24 protein-coding genes and 1 riboswitch are annotated in these 26,715 nt (G+C 49.4%); of the genes, 18 read left to right on the top strand and 6 right to left on the bottom strand.

Annotation, left to right across the window (positions count from 1 at the left end; translation table 11 throughout):
* Positions 1 to 6 precede the first annotated feature (6 nt).
* Both D829_RS0116240 and clpP read left to right on the top strand, forming a co-directional pair.
* Entirely contained in the window at positions 7 to 879 is an 873-nt protein-coding gene (locus D829_RS0116240) for an RNA polymerase sigma factor (protein WP_017689972.1), read from the top strand.
* A gap of 18 nt (positions 880 to 897) precedes the next feature.
* Positions 898 to 1,479 carry an ATP-dependent Clp endopeptidase proteolytic subunit ClpP gene (gene clpP / locus D829_RS0116235; protein ID WP_017689971.1) on the top strand — a complete coding sequence of 194 codons (582 nt, stop codon included), beginning with the start codon at positions 898 to 900 and terminating at the stop codon, positions 1,477 to 1,479.
* 56 nt (positions 1,480 to 1,535) lie between these two features.
* Here the strand turns inward: clpP and D829_RS0116230 are convergent, their stop codons facing one another.
* Positions 1,536 to 2,939: a PLP-dependent aminotransferase family protein gene (locus D829_RS0116230; RefSeq protein ID WP_193748483.1), complete on the bottom strand. Its 1,404-nt coding sequence runs from the start codon at positions 2,937 to 2,939 to the stop codon at positions 1,536 to 1,538.
* A gap of 138 nt (positions 2,940 to 3,077) precedes the next feature.
* Here D829_RS0116230 and D829_RS0116225 point away from each other — a divergent pair, with 138 nt between their 5' ends.
* Positions 3,078 to 4,016 (top strand): EamA family transporter, encoded by a 939-nt coding sequence (locus D829_RS0116225; protein ID WP_017689969.1) that lies wholly within the window; start codon positions 3,078 to 3,080, stop codon positions 4,014 to 4,016.
* A gap of 64 nt (positions 4,017 to 4,080) precedes the next feature.
* On the opposite strand, the gene D829_RS0116220 is transcribed toward D829_RS0116225, so the two are convergent.
* Positions 4,081 to 4,650: a TetR/AcrR family transcriptional regulator gene (locus D829_RS0116220; protein WP_017689968.1), complete on the bottom strand. Its 570-nt coding sequence runs from the start codon at positions 4,648 to 4,650 to the stop codon at positions 4,081 to 4,083.
* A 156-nt stretch (positions 4,651 to 4,806) separates the two neighbouring features.
* On the opposite strand from D829_RS0116220, the gene D829_RS0116215 reads away from it, so the two are divergent.
* The gene (locus D829_RS0116215) at positions 4,807 to 6,333 is read left to right on the top strand and encodes an FAD-dependent monooxygenase (RefSeq protein WP_017689967.1); all 1,527 of its coding nucleotides are present in this window, start codon (positions 4,807 to 4,809) and stop codon (positions 6,331 to 6,333) included.
* Positions 6,334 to 6,504: 171 nt separating this feature from the next.
* Here the strand turns inward: D829_RS0116215 and D829_RS0116210 are convergent, their stop codons facing one another.
* A complete protein-coding gene (locus D829_RS0116210; protein ID WP_017689966.1) occupies positions 6,505 to 7,308 on the bottom strand; it encodes a Cof-type HAD-IIB family hydrolase in 804 nt (267 codons plus the stop codon).
* A gap of 279 nt (positions 7,309 to 7,587) precedes the next feature.
* Complete coding sequence (locus D829_RS0116205; protein ID WP_017689965.1) at positions 7,588 to 8,592, bottom strand: lipoate--protein ligase; 1,005 nt, start codon at positions 8,590 to 8,592, stop codon at positions 7,588 to 7,590.
* Between the two features lie 189 nt (positions 8,593 to 8,781).
* Between D829_RS0116205 and cobD the strand changes: the two genes are divergently transcribed.
* The 11 genes from cobD (at position 8,782) to D829_RS0116145 (ending at position 20,186) form a co-directional block, all read left to right on the top strand.
* A complete protein-coding gene (gene cobD / locus D829_RS0116200; protein ID WP_017689964.1) occupies positions 8,782 to 9,972 on the top strand; it encodes a threonine-phosphate decarboxylase CobD in 1,191 nt (396 codons plus the stop codon).
* Positions 9,969 to 10,799, top strand: coding sequence for an adenosylcobinamide amidohydrolase (locus D829_RS0116195; RefSeq protein ID WP_017689963.1), 831 nt, complete (start codon positions 9,969 to 9,971; stop codon positions 10,797 to 10,799). The genes cobD and D829_RS0116195 overlap by 4 nt, the downstream gene beginning before the upstream one ends.
* Before the next feature lie 44 nt (positions 10,800 to 10,843).
* The gene (gene cbiB, locus D829_RS0116190; protein ID WP_026081210.1) at positions 10,844 to 11,824 is read left to right on the top strand and encodes an adenosylcobinamide-phosphate synthase CbiB; all 981 of its coding nucleotides are present in this window, start codon (positions 10,844 to 10,846) and stop codon (positions 11,822 to 11,824) included.
* Complete coding sequence (locus tag D829_RS0116185; protein ID WP_017689961.1) at positions 11,815 to 12,501, top strand: histidine phosphatase family protein; 687 nt, start codon at positions 11,815 to 11,817, stop codon at positions 12,499 to 12,501. The genes cbiB and D829_RS0116185 overlap by 10 nt, the downstream gene beginning before the upstream one ends.
* Positions 12,502 to 12,682: 181 nt before the next feature.
* A riboswitch (cobalamin riboswitch) is annotated at positions 12,683 to 12,801 on the top strand.
* A 216-nt stretch (positions 12,802 to 13,017) separates the two neighbouring features.
* Positions 13,018 to 14,016, top strand: a complete 999-nt coding sequence (locus tag D829_RS0116175; RefSeq protein WP_017689959.1) for an ABC transporter substrate-binding protein — start codon at positions 13,018 to 13,020, stop codon at positions 14,014 to 14,016.
* Positions 14,013 to 15,059, top strand: a complete 1,047-nt coding sequence (locus D829_RS0116170; protein WP_017689958.1) for an iron ABC transporter permease — start codon at positions 14,013 to 14,015, stop codon at positions 15,057 to 15,059. The genes D829_RS0116175 and D829_RS0116170 overlap by 4 nt, the downstream gene beginning before the upstream one ends.
* Positions 15,056 to 15,868, top strand: a complete 813-nt coding sequence (locus tag D829_RS0116165) for an ABC transporter ATP-binding protein (protein ID WP_017689957.1) — start codon at positions 15,056 to 15,058, stop codon at positions 15,866 to 15,868. The genes D829_RS0116170 and D829_RS0116165 overlap by 4 nt, the downstream gene beginning before the upstream one ends.
* Before the next feature lie 45 nt (positions 15,869 to 15,913).
* Positions 15,914 to 17,071 carry a nicotinate-nucleotide--dimethylbenzimidazole phosphoribosyltransferase gene (gene cobT, locus D829_RS0116160; protein ID WP_017689956.1) on the top strand — a complete coding sequence of 386 codons (1,158 nt, stop codon included), beginning with the start codon at positions 15,914 to 15,916 and terminating at the stop codon, positions 17,069 to 17,071.
* A complete protein-coding gene (gene cobU, locus D829_RS0116155; protein ID WP_017689955.1) occupies positions 17,068 to 17,628 on the top strand; it encodes a bifunctional adenosylcobinamide kinase/adenosylcobinamide-phosphate guanylyltransferase in 561 nt (186 codons plus the stop codon). The genes cobT and cobU overlap by 4 nt, the downstream gene beginning before the upstream one ends.
* On the top strand, positions 17,625 to 18,515 hold the full coding sequence (gene cobS, locus D829_RS0116150) for an adenosylcobinamide-GDP ribazoletransferase (RefSeq protein WP_017689954.1): 891 nt from the start codon (positions 17,625 to 17,627) through the stop codon (positions 18,513 to 18,515). The genes cobU and cobS overlap by 4 nt, the downstream gene beginning before the upstream one ends.
* 126 nt (positions 18,516 to 18,641) lie before the next feature.
* Positions 18,642 to 20,186 carry a cobyric acid synthase gene (locus D829_RS0116145; RefSeq protein ID WP_051153983.1) on the top strand — a complete coding sequence of 515 codons (1,545 nt, stop codon included), beginning with the start codon at positions 18,642 to 18,644 and terminating at the stop codon, positions 20,184 to 20,186.
* Between the two features lie 126 nt (positions 20,187 to 20,312).
* Here the strand turns inward: D829_RS0116145 and D829_RS0116140 are convergent, their stop codons facing one another.
* Positions 20,313 to 22,013, bottom strand: a complete 1,701-nt coding sequence (locus tag D829_RS0116140; RefSeq protein WP_017689952.1) for a methyl-accepting chemotaxis protein — start codon at positions 22,011 to 22,013, stop codon at positions 20,313 to 20,315.
* Positions 22,014 to 22,365: 352 nt separating this feature from the next.
* On the opposite strand from D829_RS0116140, the gene D829_RS0116135 reads away from it, so the two are divergent.
* The 3 genes from D829_RS0116135 (at position 22,366) to D829_RS31215 (ending at position 25,173) form a co-directional block, all read left to right on the top strand.
* A complete protein-coding gene (locus D829_RS0116135) occupies positions 22,366 to 23,763 on the top strand; it encodes an L-cystine transporter (RefSeq protein WP_017689951.1) in 1,398 nt (465 codons plus the stop codon).
* A gap of 349 nt (positions 23,764 to 24,112) precedes the next feature.
* The gene (locus tag D829_RS0116130) at positions 24,113 to 24,796 is read left to right on the top strand and encodes a queuosine precursor transporter (protein ID WP_017689950.1); all 684 of its coding nucleotides are present in this window, start codon (positions 24,113 to 24,115) and stop codon (positions 24,794 to 24,796) included.
* Positions 24,797 to 24,879: 83 nt separating this feature from the next.
* On the top strand, positions 24,880 to 25,173 hold the full coding sequence (locus D829_RS31215) for a hypothetical protein (protein ID WP_017689949.1): 294 nt from the start codon (positions 24,880 to 24,882) through the stop codon (positions 25,171 to 25,173).
* Between the two features lie 351 nt (positions 25,174 to 25,524).
* On the opposite strand, the gene D829_RS0116120 is transcribed toward D829_RS31215, so the two are convergent.
* Positions 25,525 to 26,613, bottom strand: a complete 1,089-nt coding sequence (locus D829_RS0116120) for a Xaa-Pro peptidase family protein (RefSeq protein ID WP_017689948.1) — start codon at positions 26,611 to 26,613, stop codon at positions 25,525 to 25,527.
* Positions 26,614 to 26,715 lie beyond the last annotated feature (102 nt).

Below are 26,715 nucleotides of genomic sequence, written 5' to 3'. Positions count from 1 at the left end.
CCCAAGATGGCCTTTGTGAAGTCCGTGGATTGCAGAATCAACAGACCACATGATGATGGTAAACAAGATAAATTCGATATTGAATTCAATGGCAACGACAGAAAAAATCAATTGAACCCAAGCATCCATACCGTACTACCCGATCTGATGGGTTCGTTGTATGCGTATTGTCTATCTCTGACGAAATCAGTTCCAGACACGGAGGATCTGGTTCAGGAGACCTGTCTCAAAGTGTTGTCGTCGAGTGTAGTTGGAACTTATGGGATGAATAAAGATATAAACTGGGAAGCTTATCTGATTCGTATTGCACGCAACAGCTGGATTGATATCCTACGTCAGCGGGAGAGATTGGCATATAAACTGGATAGCTTGAAGCCGCTCCTGCATGAAATGGAGGAGGAAAGGCGATTCGAGGAATTGGAGTCTGCCGTTCAACTTCTTGTAGATAAGTTACCACCGTGGCAGCGAGTGATATATGTATTACGTGAATTAATGGGTTATAAGGCGGCAGAGACTGCGGAAATGCTGGATACGACAGAAGGTGCTGTGAAAGCAGCGTTAGGTCGTGCCCGCTCTGCCATAGCTGAAGTGAGGAACAGGTTGGAACAATCGGACACAGAATTGCAGTATGAGGAAGGCACAGTGGAGGACAATCGGGAGGAACTACGCAGCTATCTGCTGGCATTTCGTAATGGGGATACAGCCCGAATCATTGATCTGTGCCTGAACCGGACCGATGATCCGATGGCTGTGGCGGGGACTATTCTGCAGCAGGCTTTGCCGTCTCCATCCATGCAGCCAATGATGTACGGGTATTCCGCTTCTAGTATGAACTCGATGTCGTATGGAGGTGGGTACACGGTCAACATGGTTGCCTAAATCGAGGAGGCGACACATATGAATGTAGTGCCGTATGTAGTGGAACAAACAGCTCGCGGAGAGCGGAGCTATGATATTTATTCACGTTTACTCAAAGACCGGATCATTATGGTATCCGGGGAGATCGAGGATCAGATGGCAAATGCCATTGTGGCCCAGTTGTTGTTTTTGACTGCAGAGGACCCGGAGAAGGACATCCAGATGTACATCAACAGTCCTGGTGGGTCGGTGACCGCAGGATTTTCGATCTATGACACGATGCAATTTGTGAAGCCGGATATCTCCACGATCTGTACAGGTATGGCGGCGAGCTTTGGCACGATATTGCTGGTAGGTGGAACAAAAGGCAAACGTATGGCGTTGCCCAACAGTGAGATCATGATCCATCAGCCACATGGCGGTACGCGAGGGCAGGCATCCGATATGCTGATTCATGCTAACCGCATCATTCAACACCGTCAACGTCTTAACAAGCTGTTAGCCGACCATACAGGACAGTCAATTGAGCGGATTGAGAAGGACTCGGATCGAGACTATTTCCTGACCGCTGCTGAAGCAGTCGAATATGGATTGGTGGATAAGGTCATATCCAGCTCATAACAGTAGCCCGGAAGGTCATGTGACCTTTCGGGCTTTTTTCGATTTATAACCAAACCTTACATTTCTTTAGCCAGTGTAATAAGCCTGCTCATGCCTTCCCGAATCTGCTGCTCATGTGCATAAGAGAAGGACAGGCGCAGCTTGCGACTGGCTGAATGATCCGAAGGATCAAATACGGTTCCGGGTACAAAGGCAACGGATTGTTCCATGCATCGGTGAAGCAGTCTCCCTGTATCCACACCCTCAGGAAGCTCTACCCAAAAGTTGAGTCCACCCTCCGGCCGGGTCCACGTCCAGTCCGTTTCCAGCAGAGATTGTTCCATCCCTTCCATCCGTAGCTGGATGGCGGTCCGCAGCTTGGAAAGATGCTGATGCATGCGTTCTGACTGAAAATAACGGAGAAAAAGCTTCTGGTTCAGAAGGGGCGATCCGTTATCTGTCAGTGATTTTACAGCCTGTAGTCCTGGCATGAAACGCTGACGGCATATTATTGCTGCAATCCGTAGCCCGGGTGCAACATACTTGCTGTAACTGCGAATGTACAGAGTGTGTCCGGTGGTGTCATAGGTGAAAATCGGTGCAGGAGGTTTCTCCTTAAAATAGATATCATAGGTGCTGTCGTCTTCGAGTAGAAAACAACCATACTGTTCTGCAAGTTCGGGTAATTGCTTGCGCTGTTCTACTGGAACATTAATGCCGGTTGGATTCTGAAAGGTCGGTGTCATATAAAAGAGACGCGGCTTCTCACTCTTCATCAGATGTTCGATCTGCTCCAGATCATACCCGTCCGAGTGAATATCCGTAAAGATCAGACGAGCACCTTGTTTGCGGAAAATCTCCATTGCCGGTCCATACGTGGGCCGTTCCATCAGAACACGATCACCGGGTTTGACCAAGCTGCGGGAGATCACATCGATCGCTTGCTGGGCACCCGATGTAATTAACACCTCGTCTGCGGAGAGATAGAAGCGTTCTTTTTTCGTTAGATGGCTTGCCAGCGCACTTCGCAATTCCAGATCACCCTGAATTGTGGAATACGTTCCGAGCAAACGGGGATATTGATCTAGCAGATCACGCATCAGTTCACCCCAATAACGGTTGGGCAACAGAGAGGGATCGATTAACGATTTGGAAAATTGGTATTCTGCTTCTAGAGATTGTACACGTGCAAGTGAATCCCAATGCAGCCAGGCAGACACGGCGGGATCATCCGCCTGATCCGTTACTGAGAATGGAGTTGCTGGGCTGACATAATAGCCAGACTTATCCTTCACATAAACATTCCCACGTTCCTTTAACTCCTGATAGGCTTTGAATACGGTCAGACGATGTACGCCGAGTAGCTCGGACAGGCTTCGTACAGATGGCAGTTTTTCATGTTCGGCCCACTCTCCCGCTTCTATACGTACAACGAGATAATGGATTACTTGCTCATATAATTTCAGGCTGTTATCTGTCATCATCATGGTTCTGCCCACCCGGCTCACACTCCTTTTGAACTCTATTGTAACAGCTAATGGGAGAAAACTGTTCTGTTTTGTTCATTCTGTTCTGTAGACCATGAGATATGATGGAGAACAGATAAAGGAGTGGTTATCATGGTAGGGATTGCATTTACGGTTATGTGTCTTATTTTCGGTACAACATTTCTGGCTATTAAAATTGGAGTAGAGGCAGGCATGCCGCCTTTTCTGTCAGCCGGATTGCGATTTGTAATCGCGGGAGCGCTGATGTTTGCATGGATGAGGATGAAGGGCAAAGTGAGCTGGTCGCTCCTGTTCCGCAAGGAGATGTTGTTAACGGGAGCGGGGCTGACCTTCGGCACCTTTGCCACATTATATTGGGCTGAACAGCATGTGAGCTCGGGTGTGGGTGCCATTTTGTCAGCGACAGGGCCGCTGATGATTATGTTGATGCAGACGGCGCTGTTACGGCAAAAAACATCTGCCCGTATGATTGTGGGCTGCCTGATCGGGTTCACCGGTGTGGTTTTGGTTGTGTTGCCAGGTGTATCGCTTGGTGCAGGTTCCCTGTTTATGTGGGGCTGTATCGCGGTACTGGTAGGGGAAGTCTGTTATTCAGCAGGTGCATTGTACTCCAAAAAGGTTATTCATCAGTTCAAGGAGGCTAGTCCTGTAGCGATTAATGCGGTGCAGATGATGTATGGGGGACTGCTGTTATCCCTGCTCTCGGTCGGAACGGAATCTTGGAATATGTCTGCTCTGGACTGGGTGCCTGCCGTCTCGTCGGTGATCTATCTGACTGTCATCGGCTCCATGGTGGGGCATAGTCTGTTCTATTGGATTATGTCGCGTACCAACCCGTTGTTTCCAGCAACCTGGTTATACATTTCACCACCCATTGCCGTTGGGCTTGGCGCTGTTGTATATGGTGAGCATGTCAGCTGGGTTACATGGATCGGTGTGGTGCTGGTCGTTTCAGGTCTGCTGGCGATGAATGAGAAGGTGAGCGGCTGGTTGAAGAAAGGAAAGCGTGCGAGGATGACAGTGCAGGCTTCCGAATCTGTTTTAAAATAGGTAAAGTTTGAAGGTATGCAGCTCAAGCTCAAAATCAGCCCTTGATTTTAGGTTGAGCTGTTTGTTATTCCAACATGATGTTCTCGTTAACCAGTAGGTAGTAATATTCATCCATCTGTTCTGCAGTAACATTTTCTTCGAAATGTTGTATCCACCACGTCACAAGTAAACGAATCACCCCCGAGTGAAACTCGGCTACCAGTTCTATGGGAAGTGAAAATTGTTTACCTCTTCGCTTCAATTCGAGAAAATTTCGTCTGAATATCTCTCCAATATAATGTATGAAAAAATTGTTAAACCCCTCATCCTTTTGTTGGTTCTGCACGATGGTCTCCAGTACATTTCCAAACAGAATTTTAGATACGCTTTGCAAAGGCTGTTGTAGCCGCTCTTCTACATTCATGTGTAAATAATCCAGAAGGACCCAAGTTAGGGTAGAGGACAGAAGAGCAAATTTATCCTTGAAATGTTTGTAAAACGTTGTTCGGTGAACCATAGCTTTGTCACATAATTCATTAATTGTGATGTTGCTGAATAGCTGACCTTTCTCACATAACAGATCGAGAAGCGCCATAGTTAACAATTTATGAGTTCGGGTAACTCTCAAATCCACCTTTTTACCAACCATTTTCATCTACATCATTTCCTTATTGTAGTTTAGCTATATAGTATCCTGATATTGATCCTTACTTGATACGAGATTCTGAGTGTATATTGGTATTATAAGTAATTTTTTGATAGTGCTACAAGTATAGATAAAATATGATGGATTAGAGAGGATGAATTGGCGATGCCCGACATGAAAAAAGCTGTGGTAATCGGGGCAGGTATTGCAGGGTTAATCACTGCAAGGATGTTATCTGATTATTATGATGAGGTATGTATCATTGAGCGAGATGAATTGCCTTCTGAGCCGGCAAATCGGCAGGGTGTGCCTCAATCCTTTCATCCACATCGTGTATTACCGCGCGGCGGACTCATTTTGGAACATTACTTTCCCGGATACAATGACGAATTGGTCGCGCTTGGCGCCATTCCTTCACATGAAGAGAAGTTTATGATTGCCAATCGCTACGGTACATTAGTTAATAAGGCGAATGCTGATTCCTCATTCAAAATTGCATCGAGCAGCAGAGCTCTGCTGGAATGGGTATTGCGTCAGCGAGTCCAGAACATAGATCATATAAGCTTCATAACGAGTACGGAAGTTACCGGGTTAATGGCATCAGAAGATCAGCGTTCGATTACGGGCGTGTATACCAAAGAAAGAGGCCGGGATAATCGGAAAGAAATGCTTGCGGCGGATATGGTTATTGATGCAGCGGGACGTTCTTCCAAATTGATCAGATGGCTTGAACAGATAGGGTTGTCCGTGCCTGAGCCGGAAGTGCTGAAGGTGTCGCTTGGTTACAGCACCCGCTATTATAAGATACCATCCTCTATTCAAAATGACTGGGGAACGGTGATCACAGAATCCGATCCTGTGCAAGGAATTCGTGCAGGCATGTTGTGGCGCATTGAACATGATATCGCTGGACTATTACTGTTCAACGCAGGAGGAGATGAATATCCTTCAACCCATCCGGATGAGTTCCAAGAGCAAATCAATCATCTGTTTGCTTCGGATGAAATCGTAGCGTTGGCAGACCAGTTGGAGCCTTTTCAAGGGCCGCGGGGATACCGTATTTCCGAGTCTGTCCGTCAACATTTTGAACTCATGGAGAATTGGCCCTCCGGATTACTCGTCCTTGGCGATGCATTTTGCAGCTTCGATCCGATCCATGGCCAAGGCATGACGGTCGCTGCAATTGAAGCCGAGACCATAGGAAAATGCTTGGATGAGCAGCGAATGCATCCTGAGCCGCAGTTTGAGCGCCAAGTGCTGCTTCGTATGCAGCAGGCGATTGAACCGGCCTGGTGGCTTAGTTCTGTGGCCGATCTGCGTTGGAAAGGGGTCGAACATGTTGGGCCTACCCGAATGAAAGGGGTTGCGTTTGCTCAGAAGTATATAAATTTGTTTACGAAGCAGGCGATGAAAAAGGCGAGTCAGGAAAATAATAATCATCTCTTTTTTACTCAGTTCCTGATGAATGCTCTAATCCTTCCTCCAAGTGAATACTTTAAAGGTGAAATCCTGAACATGATCCTGAACGACAATGGTTCCAAAGAAGAAATGGAGTTAAGAGCAGAGCTTGGTGTCCAAGATCCGGAGCTGTTCCAGCAAAAAATAGATCAGATCATTCCGTCATTTCAACTGGAATTTGATGGGCAAATCAAGAAACTGCTGGAGACTTTCCAGCATGCCATGAGCAAGTAAGATAATAATTCGTGGTGCGTGAAAGTCAGCGCATTATTGCTCTCAAAACATAAAAAATAACAGAGAAATATACCTAATATAATCGTTTAAACAGAATAATGAACATATTTTTAAAATCAAAAACAGCCCTGCACGGCGAAATTCGCCGACTGGGCTGTTCGTTGATCTTATTTACTCTGCGTTCAGCACAAACTTCTCGATAACCTCTTTAACGCCGTCTTCGTTATTACTTGCCGTAATGTAGTCCGCCAGCTCTTTCAGCGCAGGGATGGCATTCCCCATCGCTACACCAAGACCAGCAACTTCGAGCATCTCATGGTCATTCCAGGAGTCGCCGATGGCAATAGACTCGCTGAGCTGGTGACCGAAATGGTCAGCCAGGAAGGTCAGGGCGTGGCCTTTAGTTCCTTCATTATGCATGATCTCTAGGAAGTAAGGTTTGGACTTTGTGATATGCACTTGAGGTCCGAGCAATTCACGCAGGTCAACGGCAACCTTATCCAAGTAGTCTGGCTCATCGATAATGAGCAGCTTTGGTGTTTTTTGTTCGATGACTTTGATGAAATCAGATTCGATGTAATATTGGGTGCCGTTTAATTTGGCATAATCACGCAGCTTGTCGTTTTCCTCACGCGCATACAGCTTGTCGTCAATGTATGTTTGCAGGTGGAGATTGTTCTCCAGGCAGTATTCATACAATTTGCGGGAAGCTTCCTGTGGAACGTAGCGCTCATAAAGTACTTTTTCGTCCAGCAGGTTTTTCACCAATGCGCCCTGATACGTAATGATCGGCACGTTAAGTCCGGTTTGACGAGCAAGCGCTTGTGCGGAAGCATAAGCACGTCCAGTCGCCAGCGTTACAGTTACACCATGGGCAACCGCTTGTTCCAGTGCAGTCTGTGTAGCAGGGGTTACTTCCTTGTTGTCGTTGATCAGTGTGTCATCAATGTCGATTGCGATTAATTTGTAGGTCATCTGTGTTTCTCTCCTTTTTTTATCTGTATCTATACTAACGAACGAAAAAATAAGTTTTACACGAGGCCACTCCGAATACAGATTCATCTTTCGATCGCTGTTATCCCCGGATTTTTTGATTCCATTCCCCTAAGGGGAAATCCGTTGATAAGCGTATGCTTCCGATGTAGCTTTTTTTCAAAAAGCTTTAAGCGAACGCTTCGCTTCTCCCGATGAATTCTGTCTTCTCCGTTAACGTGTAATTAGACTTCGTTCTAAAACTATACTTACATCTAAATTTTACTCTTCCAGAAAAACAAGGCCAATAAAGTCTTCCAGCTCAAGGTTGCCGAAGTAATGTTTTACGTCCAGGCCCTCAAGTGCAGTACGCACCTCGGATTCCTCATACCGCTTGCCGCACAGCATATTTTCGATATCAGCTACATCGCCTACACCGAAGAAGTCACCAAAGATTTTGATATCTTCGATGCGTCCATCCTTAATGTTCATGCGCAGATCGATGATGCCAACAGGGAATTTGCGAGTGTGCTTCACATTGCTCTCCGGAGACAAGCCATAGTTCCAGTCCCAGTTGTTATAACGCTCAGCGGAGATTTCCTTGATTTTGTCCCAGTCCTTGTCAGTCAGCTTGTATTGCGGGACGTCCTGTGGCTCCATTCTGAAAATGTGACGTAACAGCTCATCGCGGAACTGCTCAATCGTCAGGTTGGTGTCAATCAGATCCCGTATGTTGGCGACCCGGCTGCGGACGGACTTGGTGCTCTTGGATTTGAACTTCTCGGGATTGACGTTCAGGGAAGCCTGAACATGCTCCAGATTCAGATCAAACATCAATGTGCCATGACTGAACATGCGCCCACGTGTGGAAAACTGGGCATTGCCCGAAATTTTCTTTTCGCCGACTTGCAGATCATTACGCCCGGTCAACTCGGCATTTACACCAAGCTCGTGCAAAGCTTCAACTACAGGCTGGGTAAACTTGCGGAAATTGTGGAAGGATTGACCGTCATCCGCTGTAATAAAACTGAAATTCAGGTTGCCCAGATCGTGATATACCGCTCCGCCTCCCGAAAGACGACGAACCACCTGCACACCGTTATCCTGAACGTACTCGATATTAATTTCTTCAATCGTATTTTGATGCTTTCCGATGATGATCGACGGACGGTTGATGTAGAACAGCAGATAGCTGTCATCCTCCATCGGCAGATGCTTCAGAATGTACTCCTCAATGGCAAGGTTTACAGAAGGATCTGTAATGCCCTGGTTGTCTACAAACAGCATGGTCATTCCTCCATTAATGTATGTGAGGGATTGCTAGTCCCTTATGTAGTGAACCTTGTATATCAAAAGGAACCGAAATTCCTCTTCTATTGTAAACGAATTATGGTTGGGACACAAAGAAAACAGGATTGACCCACACCTCCCGTGCCATCCATAATAAAAAGGACATACAGAAAGGATGACGGAAGAATGACCGGTTATATCGAAGTGTTCGGACATGGCGGGGACGTGGAGACGGCTGCGTCACGATTTGGGAGGCAAGCCGCTGATTTTCTGGATTTCAGTGCCAATATTAATCCACTCGGTCCGCCCAGAGAGGTGCTGGAGGCTATACAGCAAGGATTGCAGTCGGTGATTCGGTATCCCGATCCGGCGCATCGCGGATTCAAAGCACTGCTGAGCGAGCGTCTTGGTGTGATGCAGGAGCAGATTTCCGTGGGCAACGGCGCAGCCGAAAGCATGGCTCTCCTTCTGCTGGGGCTTGCCCCGCGCAAGGTGGGTACGGTGGAACCGGGATTTTCGGAGTACCGGTCGTTGGCACGACAATTCGGTGCCGAGGTTGTGCATACGGAGGGAAGAGAAGAACTGGCGTGGCGAGCGGAACCCGAGGACATCGAGCAGCTCATGGAAAAGGTCGACCTGCTCTTCCTCGGACAGCCCAACAATCCAAACGGTGTACAATATCCGCTTGAGGTATTACAAAGGCTTGCACGCAAAGCGGAAGAAACGGGAACCGTACTCGTCATTGACGAGGCATTTATGGATTTTATTCCGGTAGCCCGGCGCCAGTCCCTGTCAGCACATCTGAATGACTATCCAAATGTGATCATCATTCGCTCGATGACAAAGTTTTATGCTATTCCGGGCTTGCGTCTCGGATATGCTTTGGGCCGTGCGGAATACATTCAGGCGATGACAAAGAAACAGGTGACCTGGAGTGTCAACGGTCTGGCCCTCATGGCAGGTGAAGCCTGTCTGCGAAGCGGAGAACGGTACGAACAGGAGACCATATCACAGATCACGCGGGAACGGGGGCATCTCATCGCAGGACTGCAGGCGTATGGATGTGCGGTGACACCGGGAGAGGCGAACTTTATTTTGGTACGTGTGCCGGCCCCTTGGACAGCGGCATCAATGCAGGAGGCGCTGGGCCGAAGGGGTATCCTGATTCGCAGCTGTGCCATGTATCCGGGGCTTGACGAAGGGCATGTACGTTTCGCGGTCAAGGATGCAGATGCCAATGCTACATTGCTCGAAGTGCTGGGCAGCGTGCTGGAGACCAAGGGATATCCGAATGTCGATCAGTCCTCCATTCATGAATCAAGTCAGCAGGAGCAGACGAAAGATTCGGAACAGGAACTGGGAGGGATGCGGCAGTGACACTCCCGTTTTATAACTACTTTACGAATGGAGAAACAGACGAGAATGAATATGCGGCCTCTTCCTGGCCGGGACTGAACATATCTGCACATGAACGACATATCAAAGCACAGAGCCCATTGGCTGCCCAAGCGCTATCGAGTGCGGTATATGGCGGTGGGATGCTAGAACTGGATCGCATATTTAACATCTATGTGGACAGGCATTACCGCTGTGATGATCCGCCGCGTGATATCGAACAAGCGCTGAACGAATGGCATGAGCCACGCGATCAATGTGCCGGATTATTGACGGCCGTGAGGCTGGAGCATACCTCCATTCAGGAATATACAAGTGATGAATTTGGTCTTCTGTGTTGCACCACGGCGGGTGTATCGAATGCCGCACGAGCGGGGTCGGAGAGAACGGTATTTGATGCGGCGGGAAATAAGACGATGTCTTCCGGCAGGGAGTGTTCTGCTCCTTCAGCACGGAATTTAACGATGCCATCCTATGTCCCGGGTACAATTAACATCATGCTCTGGTTGAATGGACGCATGACCACCGGGGCGATGGTGAATGCAGTACAGACGGTGGTGGAAGCCAAAGCGGCCGCGCTGGCGGATGCGGGTGTTCTGGATTCGGAGAACGGGTTGCCCGCCACCGGAACCACAACCGATGCCATTGTGTTTGCGGTACGTCAGGCAGTGGAGGAACCTCAGCCGATGATCACTTATGCCGGGACAGCGACTACGGCAGGGGCAGCGATTGGCAGATTGGTATACGACACGGTGACGGAGAGCCTTCAGGCCGGACTGTTATGGAAAGAGAGGATCAGGCACAAATGACTTTTGAGGTGGAACATCTATGGACCTGGCCGTTCTGGACAGGCATGGCAGGAGCCTGGATTATTATACTGGCGTACCTGTTGGACCGATGTATCGGAGATCCGCGCTGGATTCCCCACCCGGTGATTGGCATGGGCAAAGGCATCTCGGCGTTGGAGCGTGTCATTCGCTCGCGTGTGCGCACAGATTCGGGTCTGAAGAGAGCAGGGATGTTGTTCCCGATTGTGATTGCGGGGGGTTCTTTTGCCATCACCTGGGGACTCGTATATGTGCTTTGGTTGATTCATCCTGTCATTGCAGCGGTAGCTGAAGTGGTGCTCATCGCAACAACCATTGCTTCAAAAGGGCTAAAGGATGCAGGTATGGAAGTATATCGTCATCTGAAGCAGCAGGATTGGCCGGCGGCCAGACGTTCACTGGGCATGATTGTTGGACGTGATACGGCGCATCTGGATGAACCCGAGGTTGTGCGTGGAACGGTAGAGACGGTTGCCGAAAATATCGTGGATGCCATTGTATCCCCGTTATTCTATGCGCTCATTGGAGGCGCTCCGCTTGCCATGGCTTATCGCGCCGTCAACACGCTGGATTCCATGGTCGGATATAAAAATGACAAGTATCTGCATCTTGGTTGGGCCTCGGCCCGTCTGGATGATGTGGCGAACTGGATACCTGCCCGGCTGACCGCGATTCTGTTAATCGTGGGTGCCTGGGTCATGAAGCTGGACGCCAAAGGAGCAGCGCGCATGGTTGCACGGGATGCAAGACTGCATCCAAGTCCGAATAGCGGTTTTCCCGAATCTGCGGTGGCTGGAGCACTGGGCATCCGGCTTGGCGGACATAACGTGTATCACGGAGTTGCTTCATTTCGTGCCTACATGGGCGAGGCCACACGGCCGATGGAAGCCGAGGATATTGTGCAAACATCACGCCTGATGTTCTGGTCGGCAGGGGCTTTTGTGGTACTGTGCCTGTTCATAACGCTGGGGGTGTGGCTGGCAGGAGGGACGCTGTTATGGTCGTAAATGAAGGGAATGCAGGTCATGAAGTACATGGGGATCAACCTGGCCCACTGAAACGAAACATTCTGTGGGTCCGTCACGGGACAACGCTGTGGAATGTGGAAAAAAGATACCTGGGGCATACCGACATCGGTCTGCTGTCAAATGCCAAAGAAGAACTGGCTCCGCTTCATGAACAATTGAGCGGTGTTTTGTGGAACGAGGTATATTGCAGTGATCTGCTTCGCTGCCGGCAGACGCTGGAACAGATTCTTCCTGATGCCAGCGGACAGGTGAAGTTCGACTCGCGTCTGCGTGAGAATGATTTTGGACAGTGGGAAGGGCTAACGTATGATCAGCTCAAGGATAACCCTGTGTACCGAAACTGGATTGATGCGCCGCAGGAGGTCACTCCGCCCGGAGGGGAATCGTGGCAGGAGTTTACCGGACGGTTGGATTCCTTTCTCCAAGAGATGTTGTTGGAGGGTCGTCCTTCAATGCACGTTGATGAGGGGCGAGTGCCAACCATAGTTGTGGTTACGCATGGTGGTGTCATCCGGTATGCCTTGTCCCGTCTGATTGCCGGGCTTGGGTTCTGGGATACACATGTCGTACCGGGACAGGCGATTCAGGTTCAGCTTGATCAACAGGGGAATCAGTGGTCTGGCAGCAGAGTGACTTTTCCGCTAATCGGGTTGTAAGGATGTACAATATACCCTATAATCACAACAGAAGTGTGACTCCAGCATGGATGCAGATTCGCTGCAGGCTGTGAAGCCTGAAGGAGTATGCAACATGCAGAAATTACACGGCAATGGTTTACCATATCAGCGACCAAGGGTCCCGCGTGTGAAGGCTGTTTTTTCATGGCAAATTAGTATGAGTCATGAAACACACAAGGGTGAAATGGGGAAGCCGGTGCAAATCCGGCACGGTCCCGCCACTGTAAAACAGGATGATTCCTGTAAGTCAGGTTACCTGCCCTGGACGTACAAACCGGTGTTCCTTCGAGGAAAGGACAGCGTTTCGGGCTATTCTATGCGCATGGACAACCCTTTGTTGAACATGTACAGATCGCCATATGCGAGACGTCATCCCTGATCCTAGACGTAAGGATTAGGGATTTTTTTATTGTACAGGAACACCAAGGCATGGGGAGTAAGAGTTCGAGCATGATGCAAGAAAATAGTACAAATAGAGAAGGGGAGAATAACAGAATGAATTTCAAAAATTGGAAAAACGTAGCGTCCCTGCTAAGTGCAGCGGCACTCGCACTGGCTTTGGCCGGATGTGGCAATGCAACAACAAACGAGGGCACAGGTACTTCACAGCAACCGGCACAGGAGCAGTCACAAGGCCAGGCGCAGACGGATCTCAAAACACAATATCCACTTACCGTTACGGATGCAACGGGTGAATCGTTCACCTTTGAAAAGGCACCGGCCAAAATCGTATCCGTGTCTCCAGCTGAGACGGAATCCCTGTTTGCCCTTGGATTGGACGATCAAATTGTTGGTGTATCCGACTATGACGATTATCCGGAAGCGGCAACAACCAAAGCTAAAATGGGCGGTATCAGCAAGCCCAATGAAGAGTCCATCATTGCCGCTGAAGCCGACATTGTCTTCACAGGTATTTCAATGAGCGAGGATGCGGTGAAAAAGCTACGTGATTTGGGTATTACCATATTCAAAACGGATCCTAAATCCATTGACGATGTGATGAATAATATCGAAACCTTCGGTAAAATCACCGATCATCAGGAAAAAGCACAAGAAATCATCACTCAGATGAAACAGGACGTGACGGATGTAACCGAAGCGGTGAAGGCAGTTAAACCGGAAGAGAAGAAAAAAGTATACGTTGAATTCTCCCCAGGTTGGTCGGTAGGTAAAGGTGAGTTCATGGACGAACTGATCACCGTAGCCGGAGGAACCAATATTGCTTCGGACAACGAAGGCTGGTATCAGATCAACGAAGAGAACGTGATTGCCTCCAACCCGGATGTGATTTTGTATGCCAACGATGTAATTGACGAAAACTCCAAAACACTGGATCAGATCATCAAGGCGCGCAGCGGCTGGGATCAAATTACGGCTGTGAAAAACGACGCGGTTATTGGCTTGGATGCCAACCTGCTGAGCCGTCCGGGTCCACGGGTAACTCAAGGGTTGAAAGAAGTAGCCAAAGCGATCTACCCTGACTTGTTCCAATGAGTAAAAAGCTGATCCTGTTCGGAACGACGGGCATGGTGCTGCTGGTGCTCACCGTGCTCATCTGCTTGGGCATTGGTTCAGTAGCGTTGCCGATCCGGGATATTGCAGGCATCCTGATTCACAAAATTCCCTGGGTGGGCGATTGGATTACACCGGATTGGAATAAGGCAGCCGAACAGATTATCTGGAAAGTCAGATTCCCACGTGTACTGCTTGCTGTGCTCGTGGGCGCATCGTTGGCGATTGCCGGTGCGGGATTCCAGGGGGTTCTTCGGAACCCGCTGGCAGACCCGTTCACCCTGGGCGTATCATCCGGTGCTTCGGTGGGTGCAGCCTTTCTGATTTTCTTCGGATTGCAGTATGCACTAATCGGAATCTGGACGTTGCCACTGGTGGCGTTTTTGACGGGTGTCATCACGTTATGGTTTGTTATGGCACTGGCTCGTGAAGGGCGTAAAATACCTACACATAGCCTCATTCTGGCTGGTGTGGTCATGCAAAGTTTCCTGGGCGCAGTTGTTTCCTTCCTGTCGACCATGTCGAAACAGACGATTAATGAAATTATATACTGGACGATGGGAAGTCTGGCTCTGCGTGGGTGGTCGTATACGGCCATCCTTTTCCCGTATTTTCTGTTAGGGCTGGTCTTTCTATGGAGCCGCGCACGCTCGTTGAATGTGCTTGCACTGGGAGAACGTCAAGCGGCACATATCGGGATCGGAGTGGACAGACTCAAGCTGTCCGTGCTGGCAGTTGGCACACTGCTGACCGCAGGTGCTGTCTCCGTATCGGGTGTCATCGGATTCGTTGGATTGGTAATCCCGCATATGTTGCGGCTGCTGGTGGGATCGGATTACCGACTGCTGGTACCTTTGTCTGCCATTGGCGGAGCGATCTTCATGGTGTGGGCCGATACCATCGCAAGGTCGTTGCTGGCGCCAACTGAAATTCCGCTCGGTGTTGTCACCGCCTTTGTTGGTGCGCCGTTCTTTGCTTACCTGCTGCACCGGAACAAAAAGTTGCAGAAGGGGATGATGCCATGAATTCCAGTACCAGTTCCAACTCGACTTCACTTATCTCCGTTAAGGGAGCAGGGAAGTCATATGGCAATCATCAGGCACTGCGCAATGTAGACTGGCATGTTGGCGAAGGTGACTGGTGGGGAGTTGTCGGACCAAACGGCAGTGGCAAGTCCACCCTGATCCAGCTTATTGCCGGAACGGAACAGTTAAGCGAAGGTCAGATCCGTATCGATGGTCGAGACATCGGCTCTTACAGCCGTAAGGACCTGTCGCGCATGATCGCTGTATTGCAGCAGGACGGCCTGCCAGCCATCTCCTATCCCGTGCGAGACGTGGTGGAGATGGGGCGATATCCGTACCAGAACTGGTTGGGGCGGGAAGCGGGCGATGGGGCACTTGTGGTGGACAGGGTGCTTGAAGACCTGGGATTGACAGAGCTGGCGGACAGACCGCTGGATGCACTCAGCGGCGGGCAACGGCAGCGGGTCGCACTTGCCAAAGTTATGGCTCAGGAGCCGCGGTTGCTGCTGCTGGACGAGCCGACCACGTTTCTGGATATTAAATATCAATTGCAATTCATGGAATTGTTATCGGCATGGCGACAGAGAACTAACATTACGATTGTGGCTGTGCTGCATGATTTGAATCTGGCCGCGTTATTTTGCGATCACATTCTGGCGCTGCGTGAGGGCATGGTGGTTGGAAAGGGCACGCCTCATACGTTGATCAACGATGAGAATATCCAGGACATATTTCGCGTCAAACCCGCGATTGTCTCTCATCCCGACCATGCCATACCTCAACTGCTGCTGCGGCGGGACATCGATTAAATGAAGCGGGGCAACCCATATTTTGATGAAGGAAGTGCTGGTTGTATGAATAATGAACAGGTGTTGGAGCATTTAATAAGTAAGATTACTGCTCCTGATCAGCAAGTGGCGGCAGAAACCTCTGCGCATGTGGATTCGTTGACGAAGCCACCGGGAAGTCTGGGCAAATTGGAAGAGCTGGTGATCCGTCTGGCAGGTATGACGGGCAATGCACGTCCACGTTTTGATCACAGAGCGGTCATTGTCATGGCCGCAGATCACGGCGTAGTGGAAGAAGGCATCAGTGCTTTTCCTGCTGAAGTGACCCCGCAGATGGTCCTGAATTTCCTCGCTGGAGGCGCTGCGGTGAATGTGCTTGCCCGTCACGCCGGAGCTGATGTGATCTGTGTGGATATCGGTGTGAATGCCGATCTTGAACATCCGGACCTGCTTTCCCGTAAAATTCGCAAAGGCACGGCCAACATGGCCCGAGGTGCAGCGATGACCCGGGATGAGGCAGTCAGCGCTATCCTTGCAGGAGCCGAAGTTGTATCGGCAGAGGTGGCGAAGGGAACACAACTGTTTGTCACCGGGGAAATGGGGATTGGCAACACCACCGCAAGTGCTGCGGTAATGAGCGCGTTAACCGGAGTTGCACCAGCTGCCGCCGTGGGGAGAGGCACCGGCATTGATGATGCAGGCTTGCAGCGCAAGGCTGCTGTAGTCAGCCGGGCGCTTAGCGTAAACGCACCGAACCCGGAAGATGCACTGGATGTTCTGTGCAAGGTGGGTGGCCTGGAGATTGCTGGACTCACCGGGGTTATTCTCGCGGCCGCTGCTCATCGTTGCCCGGTCGTTGTAGACGGGTTCATCTCGACCGCGGCCGCGCTGGTTGCGAGACAACTTGCACCTCTGAGCACAGCCTATATGGTCGCTTCTCATACTTCACATGAAAGTGGACATGCAACTCTGCTTCGTGAACTTGATCTGAAACCGATGCTGGATCTGGACATGCGTCTGGGTGAGGGCACAGGCGGTGTGCTCAGTCTTCATCTGATTGATGCAGCCTGTCTCATTCTGAATGAGATGGCGACCTTTGCAAGTGCAGGGGTATCGGATGGAACGAACAAGGCTTCGGATACCGAAGTCTGTGGAAGTGAGGGAGATGTAGCGGACTCTGATGTTACTGGTGCTTCATCCCTGCAAAGAGAGGGTTCCCGATGAGTGTACTGGTGACGGGCGGGGCACGCAGTGGCAAAAGCTCCTTTGCCGAGCGTCTCTGCATGCAGCGTTCCTCGGAGGCTTGGTATGTGGCGACAGCTCAGGCGTATGATGATGAAATGCGTGAGCGTATCGCCATGCATCAGCATCAGCGCGAGGCATCAGGGTATCTGTGGCACACGATGGAAGAACCGATACATCTGCCTGCTTTGATAAACCGCATGGGTGAAGGGCATACAGGGACTTCTGCACCCACCATTCTGGTGGATTGCCTGACGCTGTGGCTGACAAATGTTTTGTTAGCGCATGAGCATGACGAGAAGCAGTTGTTACAGGCACATTTGGACGCGATGGTTGAAGCGATTCGAACCTATCCCGGTTTGCTTGTTCTGGTTACGAATGAAGTGGGAGACGGGATCGTACCGGAATATGCCCTTGGCAGAAAATATCGGGATTTGGCCGGTGTACTGAATCAGCGCATTGCGGCGATATGCGGTGAAGTGTTTCTGGTGACCGTAGGCATTGCGATTGAACTAAAAAGCAAGGAGTACCGCTTATGAAGGATGGCACGCCTGCTCCTCAGCGCAAACATGCGGCGGCAGCCGCTTTTCAATTTTTGTCCCGTTTCCCTGTCAAAATGCAAATCGATTTTGTCCCGCCGCTGCTGCGGGAAAGTGTAGTTTTTTATCCGCTGGTCGGTGCTACTATTGGTCTGTGTGTCTGGCTCGCGGGAGCCTTAAGTGGTGCAGTGCTTCCCGCCTTTCCGGCTGCTGTCCTGACCTTGACGTTATGGGTATGGCTCACCGGAGGGCTCCATCTTGACGGATGGATGGATACGGCGGATGGCTTGCTCAGTTATCGTACCCGTGAACGGATGCTGGAGATTATGAAGGACAGCCGTGTAGGGGCCATGGGTGTGATCGCCTGCGTCTTGCTGCTGATGATGAAAGCGGCGCTGATCGCCGATTTTATTGCCCGGGGCCACTGGGTGTACGGTGCGCTGCTGATCCTCCCCATGATCTGGAGCCGCTGGTTCATGGTGTATGCGATGTCGGCCTGGCCGAATGCACGCGGAGATGATGGACTTGCCGTATTGTTTAAAGGTCTGGGTAAGCGGAAGGAGGTCCAGCGTGCACGAAGTTCAGCTGTGGGCCTGACCTTGGTCGCAGGGGCACTTACGTTTGCCGCGGTGTGGCTTTTCAAGCCGGATATGGGGATTGCGGATGCGATGGTGAGTGGGCTGGGAACACTGCCATGGTGGCTATACCCGGTGACGGCAGTTATTATACTGCCTGTGGCGTGTTATTATATCGGCCGATTCGTGGCTGCCCAGATCAGTGAACGGCTCGGCGGTTTAACCGGGGATACGTATGGTGCCATGAATGAGCTGCTGGAGGCGGCTTTGTTGACCGTGCTGAGCGTGCTTCAAGGACTGTTCTGGCTGTAACTTTTGAAGTAAGAAGCAGTATGGAAAGTGTTACGCATGAGGTTGGGAGCAAGGTGATCTGGATATAACACGGAGACAGGGGGAGAGAGCGTGGAAGATAGGCCATCACAACCAGCGGCGGTACTGATGCTGCAAGGAACGGCTTCTGATGTGGGCAAAAGTGTCATCACAACGGCATTGTGCCGGATTTTTAAGCAGGATGGCTTCAAGCCTGCTCCGTTCAAGTCACAGAATATGGCACTGAATTCCTATGTGACGGAAGATGGCAAGGAGATTGGTCGGGCTCAGGGAGCACAGGCCGAGGCCTGCGGTATTGACGCGACAACCGACATGAACCCGATCCTGATTAAGCCCGTACGGGACATGCATTCGCAGATCGTGGTACATGGTGTACCTTTTGCCCAGATGAGTGCATCCGACTACCGTCAGCATTTCCTGCCTGAAGCAAAGCAGACGGTTATGGATGCGTTGAACCGGCTACGGGATACCTATGATATTGTGCTGATGGAAGGAGCGGGCAGTCCGGCCGAGATCAATCTGAAGGACCGGGATATCGTCAACATGAATCTGGCAGGCTGGGCCGATGCGCCGGTGATTCTGATCTCCGATATTGATCGGGGCGGGGTGTTCGCTTCCATTGTAGGTACGCTGGAGCTGCTGGAACCCCATGAGGTGGCGCGTGTCAAAGGGTTCATTATCAACAAGTTCCGCGGCGATCTGTCCCTGTTGCAGCCAGGACTCGACTGGCTCGAAGAACGGACAGGCATTCCAGTATTAGGTGTATTGCCTTACATAAGAGATATTCAGATTGAAGCAGAGGATTCAGTGGTGCTGGACTCTATGCGTCATGGGAAAACCGGCAAAACCGAGCTGGATCTGGCGGTGATCCGATATCCGCGAATTTCCAACTTTACAGATTTTGATGCACTTTCCCGTGAACCAGATGTGAATGTGCGTTACGTGACCTCGCCAGAGGAATTGGGCAGTCCGGATGCCATTCTTCTACCGGGTACGAAGGATACCATAGGTGACCTGGCATTTCTGCGTGAGTCTGGTCTGGAGCAGGCGATTGCCAGCCAGACCGAGCGTGAGCATGTTCAGCTCGTAGGGATATGTGGCGGATACCAGATGCTGGGACGTCATCTGAAGGACCCGTTCGCTGTGGAGGCGAATCAGATCCAGGAAGCAAAAGGACTTGGCTGGCTCCCACTATCGACAACGTTTCTTCAGGAAAAGCAGACCTTCAGAGCATCCGGACGGGTGCAGCCTAATCACCCGATTCGTCTGTATGGTGAGCGAGATGTAACAGATGCTTCATTACCTGTTAATGGATATGAGATTCATATGGGCGTTACGGAGTGTCACGAGCCTGAACGTGTAACCGCGTTGTTTGAAATCTCACATCCAGGTGGTCAACCTTTCCAAGAAGGCTGGGGCTCAGTAGATGGCAGCGTGTGGGGAACCTACCTGCATGGTTTGTTTGAAAGTGATCAATTCCGGCGTTCGTGGCTGAATGCCTTGCGTGCAGGAAAGGGACTGGCTCCGCTTCAGGAGACATATAGTGCGCATGAACGTAAGGAGATGGAGTTTGATCGGGTAGCCGAATCATTGCGTTCGGCATTGGATATGAAGCGCGTGTACGAGATTATGGATGTTCAGGCACCCGAGTGAAACAACAATACCCCCATGTCCGACAAACCGTTCTCTAGAAACGGAATGTTAGCGGCATGGGGGTATTGTATATCCTATGATTAAATGAGGTTTAAAACAGGTGATGATAGGTTAATGGTTAACCTGTTAGTTTATTTTGAAATTCTTCATAGCGGATTGCAGCTCTACAGCTTGTTCATGCAGATGACGAACCGTATTCGAATGTGAATCCATCTCGCTAAGCTGAAGATCTGCTGTTGAAGCAATCTGTAACATGCTTTCACGGGATTTGGTCGTAATCTGTGCCGTTTCTTCAACGGACGCACTCACTTCTTCAGCACCAGCAGATACTTGTTGTGTAGAAGCCGAGACGGTCTGAATGGTCAGATTCACGTTCTGGATCAATTCATTCAGTTGCTGGAAGGCTGAGCCTGCTTGTTGAACGACAGTTGTGCCTGAACCAATCTCCTGGGTTACACGGTTCATGGCATCAACGGAGCGTTCAGCGTCTTCACGAATGGTACCCAGATAATCCGAAATTTCTTCGGTGGCTGTCTTGGATTGCTCGGCAAGTTTACGAACTTCTCCGGCAACAACAGCGAATCCGCGGCCATGCTCTCCGGCACGTGCTGCTTCAATGGAGGCGTTGAGTGACAGCATGTTAATCTGTTTGGTGATTTCAAAAATGGAAGCAACAATGGTGCCGATGGCTACTGAACGTTCATTCATAGTTTCAACATAACGCAACGATTCACTTGCTGTCTGGCCTACACGCTCCATCTGCTCAACGGCATTCTGAGCCAGTCTGTTACCGTTAACTGCCTCGTTGGCTGCTTCACCAATCTGCTCAGACACTTCAGCGGAAGAAGAAGCAATATGCATGATACCTTGCGTAATTTCTTCCATAGCTCTGGCGTTCTCGGATGCGCTTGACGCAATGCTGATGCTGCCTTTTTCTGCATCTTCTGCGGAGCGGCTGGAGTTTCGAACCATACCGGACATCGATTCAACCCGCTGAAGCAGGTCATTGGAGCCTGACACAACTTCATTGGACGTGGACAAGGCACGGCTAATCATTTCTTTCAGATTATGCGTCATCGTCTGGAAGCTTGCGGCAAGCTGGGCAATTTCATCTTTACCTTTTATCTCTAGCTCAGCGGTTAGATCACCTTGGGATATTTGTTTGCTATGTTGAACGAGCTTGATGATTGGTTTGGTCACTCTTTTGATCATACTAGTGGAGATAAGCCAGCCGAGCACGAACACTAATGCTGTAATTCCAAGACACAACCAGAAAATCTGGGTAATCTTATCCTGAATGAACTGAGCATCCATGCTTACAGCCATAATCATATTACTTCCTGCAATGGGAATAAAGGCTGCTTTATGTACACCAAAGGAATCGGAGTAGACCTCGCTGATTACCATTTCTTTGCTCTCAATAGCCGCATTCATTGCTGGTTCTACATTAATCTCATCCTGGGCTTTCATGCCTGAGGAAGAGCTGGCCACAACAACTTTGGCTGAGCCGTCCTGTATAGCAACAACGTAAGCGGCATCGAGGTTGTGTTCTTTTGCTTTATCTGCCAGATATGATTCCACGGTCATGGCAGCACCCTCAGAACCGGCTCCGCCACTCTGTACCTGCAGGATTTTGGATGCTGAAGTATTTTTGTATATATCCTGAATGGACGTGTTTAGGACTTTGTCAAACTGCGGAAGAACGTAGCTTTGAATAATATTCATCGATACGGCATAAAAACTAATACTGAACAACAGGGAAGCAACCAGCAGAACGAGGAACAAGGTGCCTCTGATTTTACCGGCAACGGTGCGATTACGAAACATATGATCATCCTTTCACGTCAAGTTCATTAACATTGTCGCTTTTCCGTAATTATTAGACCTATCTATCAATGAAGAAAGACCTAAATTTTACGTTGAGAAATCTTGGGAATAAGCGGATATACCTATATTACCGAATTAACCGGAGGTTGAATAGCACAATTTTCACGATTTGGTGTATTTTTTTCAGAAATAGATGAATCTGTTACATGCATATTACATAATATCAATTAATACCTACCAGAATAGTTTGTTATATGATATATTGTAAAATGTCTTTATCGGAAGTACAAAAGATAGAAGAGAAAATCGGATATGTTCCGGTTACACACATACCTGAGGAGGATTTAAAGAAATGGATACTTTTCTAGTCATATTGAATGTAGTGGTTATGCTTGCCTTACTTGGCATCCTCTACTGGATGCAGAAAAAACATATCTCCTTTACGAAACGCGTATTTGCGGGTCTGGGACTGGGGGTTGTGTACGGGGTTATTCTTCAATTGGTGTACACATCAGGTTCTGATGTAGTTACGAAATCAGTCGATTGGTTCAATCTGGTCGGTTCAGGATATGTTCGTTTGTTGCAAATGGTCGTGATCCCATTGATCATGGTGTCCATCATCTCGGCCATTATGAATCTGAAGGGCAAACAAAATCTCGGCAAGATGAGTGTTTCCATTATTGCCATTCTGTTGATCACCACAGCGATTGCCGCAGGGGTCAGCATTGTGACCAGTCTGGGCTTCAACCTGACTTCCATTGAGATTCAAGGAGGAGACCGGGAGAATGCGCAGATTCAGAAGGTGGAGGAACGGCTTGTTGATGTGAAGGATCAGACAATCCCGCAGCAAGTGCTGGAATTCATTCCTTCGAATCCATTTGCAGATATGACAGGAGAACGTCGTACATCCACACTGGCGGTGGTTATCTTCTCCGCGTTTATCGGTGTAGCTGTACTGGGACTGGATCGCAAAAAACCACAGCAGGCGGAAACCTTCCGAGGTATGGTTAATGCGGTATATGCCGTCGTTATGCGGATTGTAACATTGGTGCTCAGGCTTACGCCATACGGGATTCTTGCGCTCATTACCAAGGTGACGGCGACAACGAATCCGGATGAGATTCTCAAGTTGATCAAATTCGTCATTGCGTCCTACGTGGCACTCATCGTGATGTTTATCATTCACTTGATCATCATCTCGCTGTCCGGGTTCAACCCGATTACGTATGTGAAAAAGGTTCTGCCAGCACTGGTATTTGCCTTTACCTCCCGTTCAAGTGCAGCGGCGATTCCGCTGAATGTGGAGACACAGACGAAGAAACTGGGCGTATCGGACGGCATTGCGAACCTGTCTGCAAGCTTTGGGGCTACAATTGGGCAAAACGGCTGCGCCGGGATCTATCCGGCCATGCTGGCGGTTATGATTGCTCCGACGGTCGGCATCGACCCGCTGAGCTGGGACTTCATTGTGACTTTGATCCTCGTAGTCATGATCAGTTCGTTTGGTGTGGCTGGCGTTGGCGGCGGGGCAACCTTCGCTTCCCTGATCGTATTGTCCACCATGAATCTGCCTGTGGCTCTGGTTGGACTGCTCATTTCCGTGGAGCCGCTGATCGACATGGGTCGTACAGCGCTTAACGTGAACGGGTCGATGACATCAGGACTCGTGACGAGCAGAATTTTGAAGGAAAACGATCGGGACACGTTTAACGATCAGAGCCGTGAGCTGGATTCTGCGGCTCAGGCTTAATACAGAATGGATTAGATAGAAGCTCACATTAAGATAGCTAGAGCCGTCCTTCGGAGGAATCCGGAGGGCGGTTTTTTTGCGGCAATCAAATTATACTTTACACGGTGTGTGATGCAGTCTTCTTTTTCGATACATGGTGCAAGGCAAGGAGATACAAAAACAGTCGTATGGTCGAGAGGGACACGGGAGGAATATAGGCGGGATCGTAGTCACTCAGGCACACTTGGAGTTATTTAGTTCTGTTCATGGGACGAGAAATGTGATAGAGTATTCATGTTTTGGCCCTGAGCCAAACCGCGGTTCGTAACCATCCCGCGTAATCAAAACTAGGAAGGCAGTGTATGTATTTATGTTTAACTTAGGGTGGGGAGCAGTTTTTGTTCTCGTAACTTATGGATTTTTCCTGCTGTGTTACCGCTTGTTCGGTAAAAAAGGTCTCTATGCCTGGATTGGTGTGGCTACGGTTATAGCCAACATTCAGGTGACCAAAACGATAGATATAATGGGGATCGTGCTGACGTTAGGCAACACGATGTATGTCAGCATGTACCTGACCAGTGACCTTCTCAATGAGAAATATGGACCAGGTGAGGCACGCAAAGCCGTATGGTTTGGATTTTTCACGCTCATCATGACGACGGTTCTGATGCAGATGGTGTTGTTTTTTGACCCGGCACCGACGGACTTTGCACAGGAATCCATGGCGAAGCTGTTCGGTCTGCTGCCACGTCTGGCCCTCGGAAGTCTGACCGCTTACTTCATCAGTCAGTTCCTGGATGTTCGATTGTACTCCTGGTTACGCAAGGTAGCCCCAGGGCGCAATCAGTTGTGGATTCGCACCAACGGTAGTTCGATCATCAGTTCATTTGTGGATACACTGGTGTTCTGTACGATCGCGTTTGCGTTCATCTATCCTTGGGATGTTTGGCTGGAAATCTTCCTGACGACGTATATTATCAAATTTGTATTAACTGCGGTTGGAACGCCGTTTCTGTATGCTGCACGTAGCTTTAAGTTTAAGGATGAAGCTTAGACAATATTCAAAGAGTATAACGACCTGTCGTTATGAGCGTGTATCATTAGCCAACGATGATTTCATACAAAGGGGAATCGCACATGTACTCTACACTGCGTTATACACTGGAAAGCAATGGCACAACCTACGAGAATGATAGCATTAATGCCTCGTTATTGGTGGAGTTGATCTCCAATCTGGAATTGCAGGAATACGTAGTACTTGAACCTTCGGAGCTGGTGGAGGGAAGTATGTATATGCAGGCTGCTGCGCTTGAGGAACCAGGGCAAATGGTGGCAGAGATTCGTTTGCAGGAAGGCGAGGACGGTTTCCGACATTACAGCTGCAGAACAACGGATACGACTGGGATTATTCAATGGTTTCTGGATTACTAGGGGAAGCAACAGCTGCCACAGCTGGAGTCTTGGCAGGATATCACGCATGAGTTTGACTAATGGTAAATGAGTGAGCAGGAATAAGATTACGTAGAATGCAGACGGAGTAATTTAGGATATGCTTCGTATTAATTAAAATCCCGCAACCCATGATATTCATGGATTTGCGGGATTTTTGCGTTCGCGTGTGTACTTGCTACTTTTTCTGTATACAGGCCTGAGGCGTACGCGAAAGGAGTATATTATTTTGAAGATACAGTTCAGCACAGTTTCGTGCAGTTTAGTTCATGATGCATAATATCGGCTGAGCATTGATGTATATGGGCTGTTTTTGACATAAATCCAATTGGATTAGTCGCTAAGAATTTGCAGTTCTTTTGGATATGTTGTCAGAACTTCTACACCCGTCTCAGTCACAATTACATCATCCTCGATACGGACGCCGCCTGCTGCGGTATATATGCCCGGTTCAATCGTGAATACGGTACCTTCATTAAGGATGTCCATATTCTCTCCATGGAGAGAAGGATACTCATGTACGTCGATACCCAATCCATGGCCTACTCTATGCATAAAACGCTCGCCGTATCCCGCTTCTTCCGTGACCTGGCGTGCTGCACGATCCACTTCGGCGCAGGTGATGCCTGGTTTCACGACTTGGATAGCAGCTTCGTTCGCTGCGAGCACGGTGTTATAGATGGTTTTGAGTTCAGGTGAGATGTCACCAAAAGCGAATGTACGTGTGATATCCGAGGCATACCCTTCAGCATAGACACCCATATCAAACATTAACAGGTCACCATGTTGCAGTTTCCGTTCACCCGGTGTACCGTGTGGCAGACCTGTTTTGGGTCCTGTGAGCACCATGGTATCAAAGGAAGGGCCATCGGCACCCAGCTTTTTCATCTGATACTCCATCTCAGCGACAAGTTCAATCTCGGTTACGCCTGTGCGAACATGAGAGAGGCCTTGACGCAATGTTTCTTCGATCAGATAAATGGCGTGGCGAATGCGGGCTACCTCATCCGGTGTTTTTTTCACACGTAATGTGCGAAGCAGGGGGCCAACATCTTCAAAGCTGGCAGTACCGAGAGCGGCGGTCAGCTGCTCATAACGTGATACTGTCACATATTCTTTTTCGAGACCTACTCGGGCCAAGCGCCCCTGATAACGATCAAACAAAGCGTATGGATTATCCGTATCCGTGTGAGTAGCAATGTTGGATACCGAGGAAGCGGCTGCAGCAGCTTCAGCGTCCAGAGCGGGTACAATCAATAATGGTTCTTCGCCGCGTGCGAGAACCAGACCAAGGAAGCGTTCATGCGGATTGCTCGCAAATCCAGTTAAATAGTAGATATGTTTCGGATCTGTGATCAGCATGGCGTCCAATCCTTGCCCGGACAGATCGGCTTCAAGACGAGATAAAGGGTTTTGATTCATAAGTGTAGTTGTCCACCTTTCCATTCATACTATCCTTCTATTATAAAAGATTATGATGGAATTCCAAACTGCGGTGATTTCATATCCTCGGAATACCTTGAA

Source organism: Paenibacillus sp. PAMC 26794 (assembly GCF_000316035.1).
Lineage (GTDB): Bacteria > Bacillota > Bacilli > Paenibacillales > Paenibacillaceae > Paenibacillus.
Note: the sequence above shows the minus strand (reverse complement) of the source record. Positions and strands in the feature narration are given on the sequence as shown.

Coding starts and splice junctions, on each gene's coding strand:
- D829_RS0116240 (WP_017689972.1), top strand. CDS start 7: ATGGCCTTTGTGAAGTCCGTGGATTGCAGAATCAACAGACCACATGAT.
- clpP (WP_017689971.1), top strand. CDS start 898: ATGAATGTAGTGCCGTATGTAGTGGAACAAACAGCTCGCGGAGAGCGG.
- D829_RS0116230 (WP_193748483.1), bottom strand. CDS start 2,939: ATGACAGATAACAGCCTGAAATTATATGAGCAAGTAATCCATTATCTC.
- D829_RS0116225 (WP_017689969.1), top strand. CDS start 3,078: ATGGTAGGGATTGCATTTACGGTTATGTGTCTTATTTTCGGTACAACA.
- D829_RS0116220 (WP_017689968.1), bottom strand. CDS start 4,650: ATGAAAATGGTTGGTAAAAAGGTGGATTTGAGAGTTACCCGAACTCAT.
- D829_RS0116215 (WP_017689967.1), top strand. CDS start 4,807: ATGCCCGACATGAAAAAAGCTGTGGTAATCGGGGCAGGTATTGCAGGG.
- D829_RS0116210 (WP_017689966.1), bottom strand. CDS start 7,308: ATGACCTACAAATTAATCGCAATCGACATTGATGACACACTGATCAAC.
- D829_RS0116205 (WP_017689965.1), bottom strand. CDS start 8,592: ATGCTGTTTGTAGACAACCAGGGCATTACAGATCCTTCTGTAAACCTT.
- cobD (WP_017689964.1), top strand. CDS start 8,782: ATGACCGGTTATATCGAAGTGTTCGGACATGGCGGGGACGTGGAGACG.
- cbiB (WP_026081210.1), top strand. CDS start 10,844: ATGGCAGGAGCCTGGATTATTATACTGGCGTACCTGTTGGACCGATGT.
- D829_RS0116185 (WP_017689961.1), top strand. CDS start 11,815: ATGGTCGTAAATGAAGGGAATGCAGGTCATGAAGTACATGGGGATCAA.
- D829_RS0116175 (WP_017689959.1), top strand. CDS start 13,018: ATGAATTTCAAAAATTGGAAAAACGTAGCGTCCCTGCTAAGTGCAGCG.
- D829_RS0116170 (WP_017689958.1), top strand. CDS start 14,013: ATGAGTAAAAAGCTGATCCTGTTCGGAACGACGGGCATGGTGCTGCTG.
- D829_RS0116165 (WP_017689957.1), top strand. CDS start 15,056: ATGAATTCCAGTACCAGTTCCAACTCGACTTCACTTATCTCCGTTAAG.
- cobT (WP_017689956.1), top strand. CDS start 15,914: ATGAATAATGAACAGGTGTTGGAGCATTTAATAAGTAAGATTACTGCT.
- cobU (WP_017689955.1), top strand. CDS start 17,068: ATGAGTGTACTGGTGACGGGCGGGGCACGCAGTGGCAAAAGCTCCTTT.
- cobS (WP_017689954.1), top strand. CDS start 17,625: ATGAAGGATGGCACGCCTGCTCCTCAGCGCAAACATGCGGCGGCAGCC.
- D829_RS0116145 (WP_051153983.1), top strand. CDS start 18,642: ATGCTGCAAGGAACGGCTTCTGATGTGGGCAAAAGTGTCATCACAACG.
- D829_RS0116140 (WP_017689952.1), bottom strand. CDS start 22,013: ATGTTTCGTAATCGCACCGTTGCCGGTAAAATCAGAGGCACCTTGTTC.
- D829_RS0116135 (WP_017689951.1), top strand. CDS start 22,366: ATGGATACTTTTCTAGTCATATTGAATGTAGTGGTTATGCTTGCCTTA.
- D829_RS0116130 (WP_017689950.1), top strand. CDS start 24,113: ATGTTTAACTTAGGGTGGGGAGCAGTTTTTGTTCTCGTAACTTATGGA.
- D829_RS31215 (WP_017689949.1), top strand. CDS start 24,880: ATGTACTCTACACTGCGTTATACACTGGAAAGCAATGGCACAACCTAC.
- D829_RS0116120 (WP_017689948.1), bottom strand. CDS start 26,613: ATGAATCAAAACCCTTTATCTCGTCTTGAAGCCGATCTGTCCGGGCAA.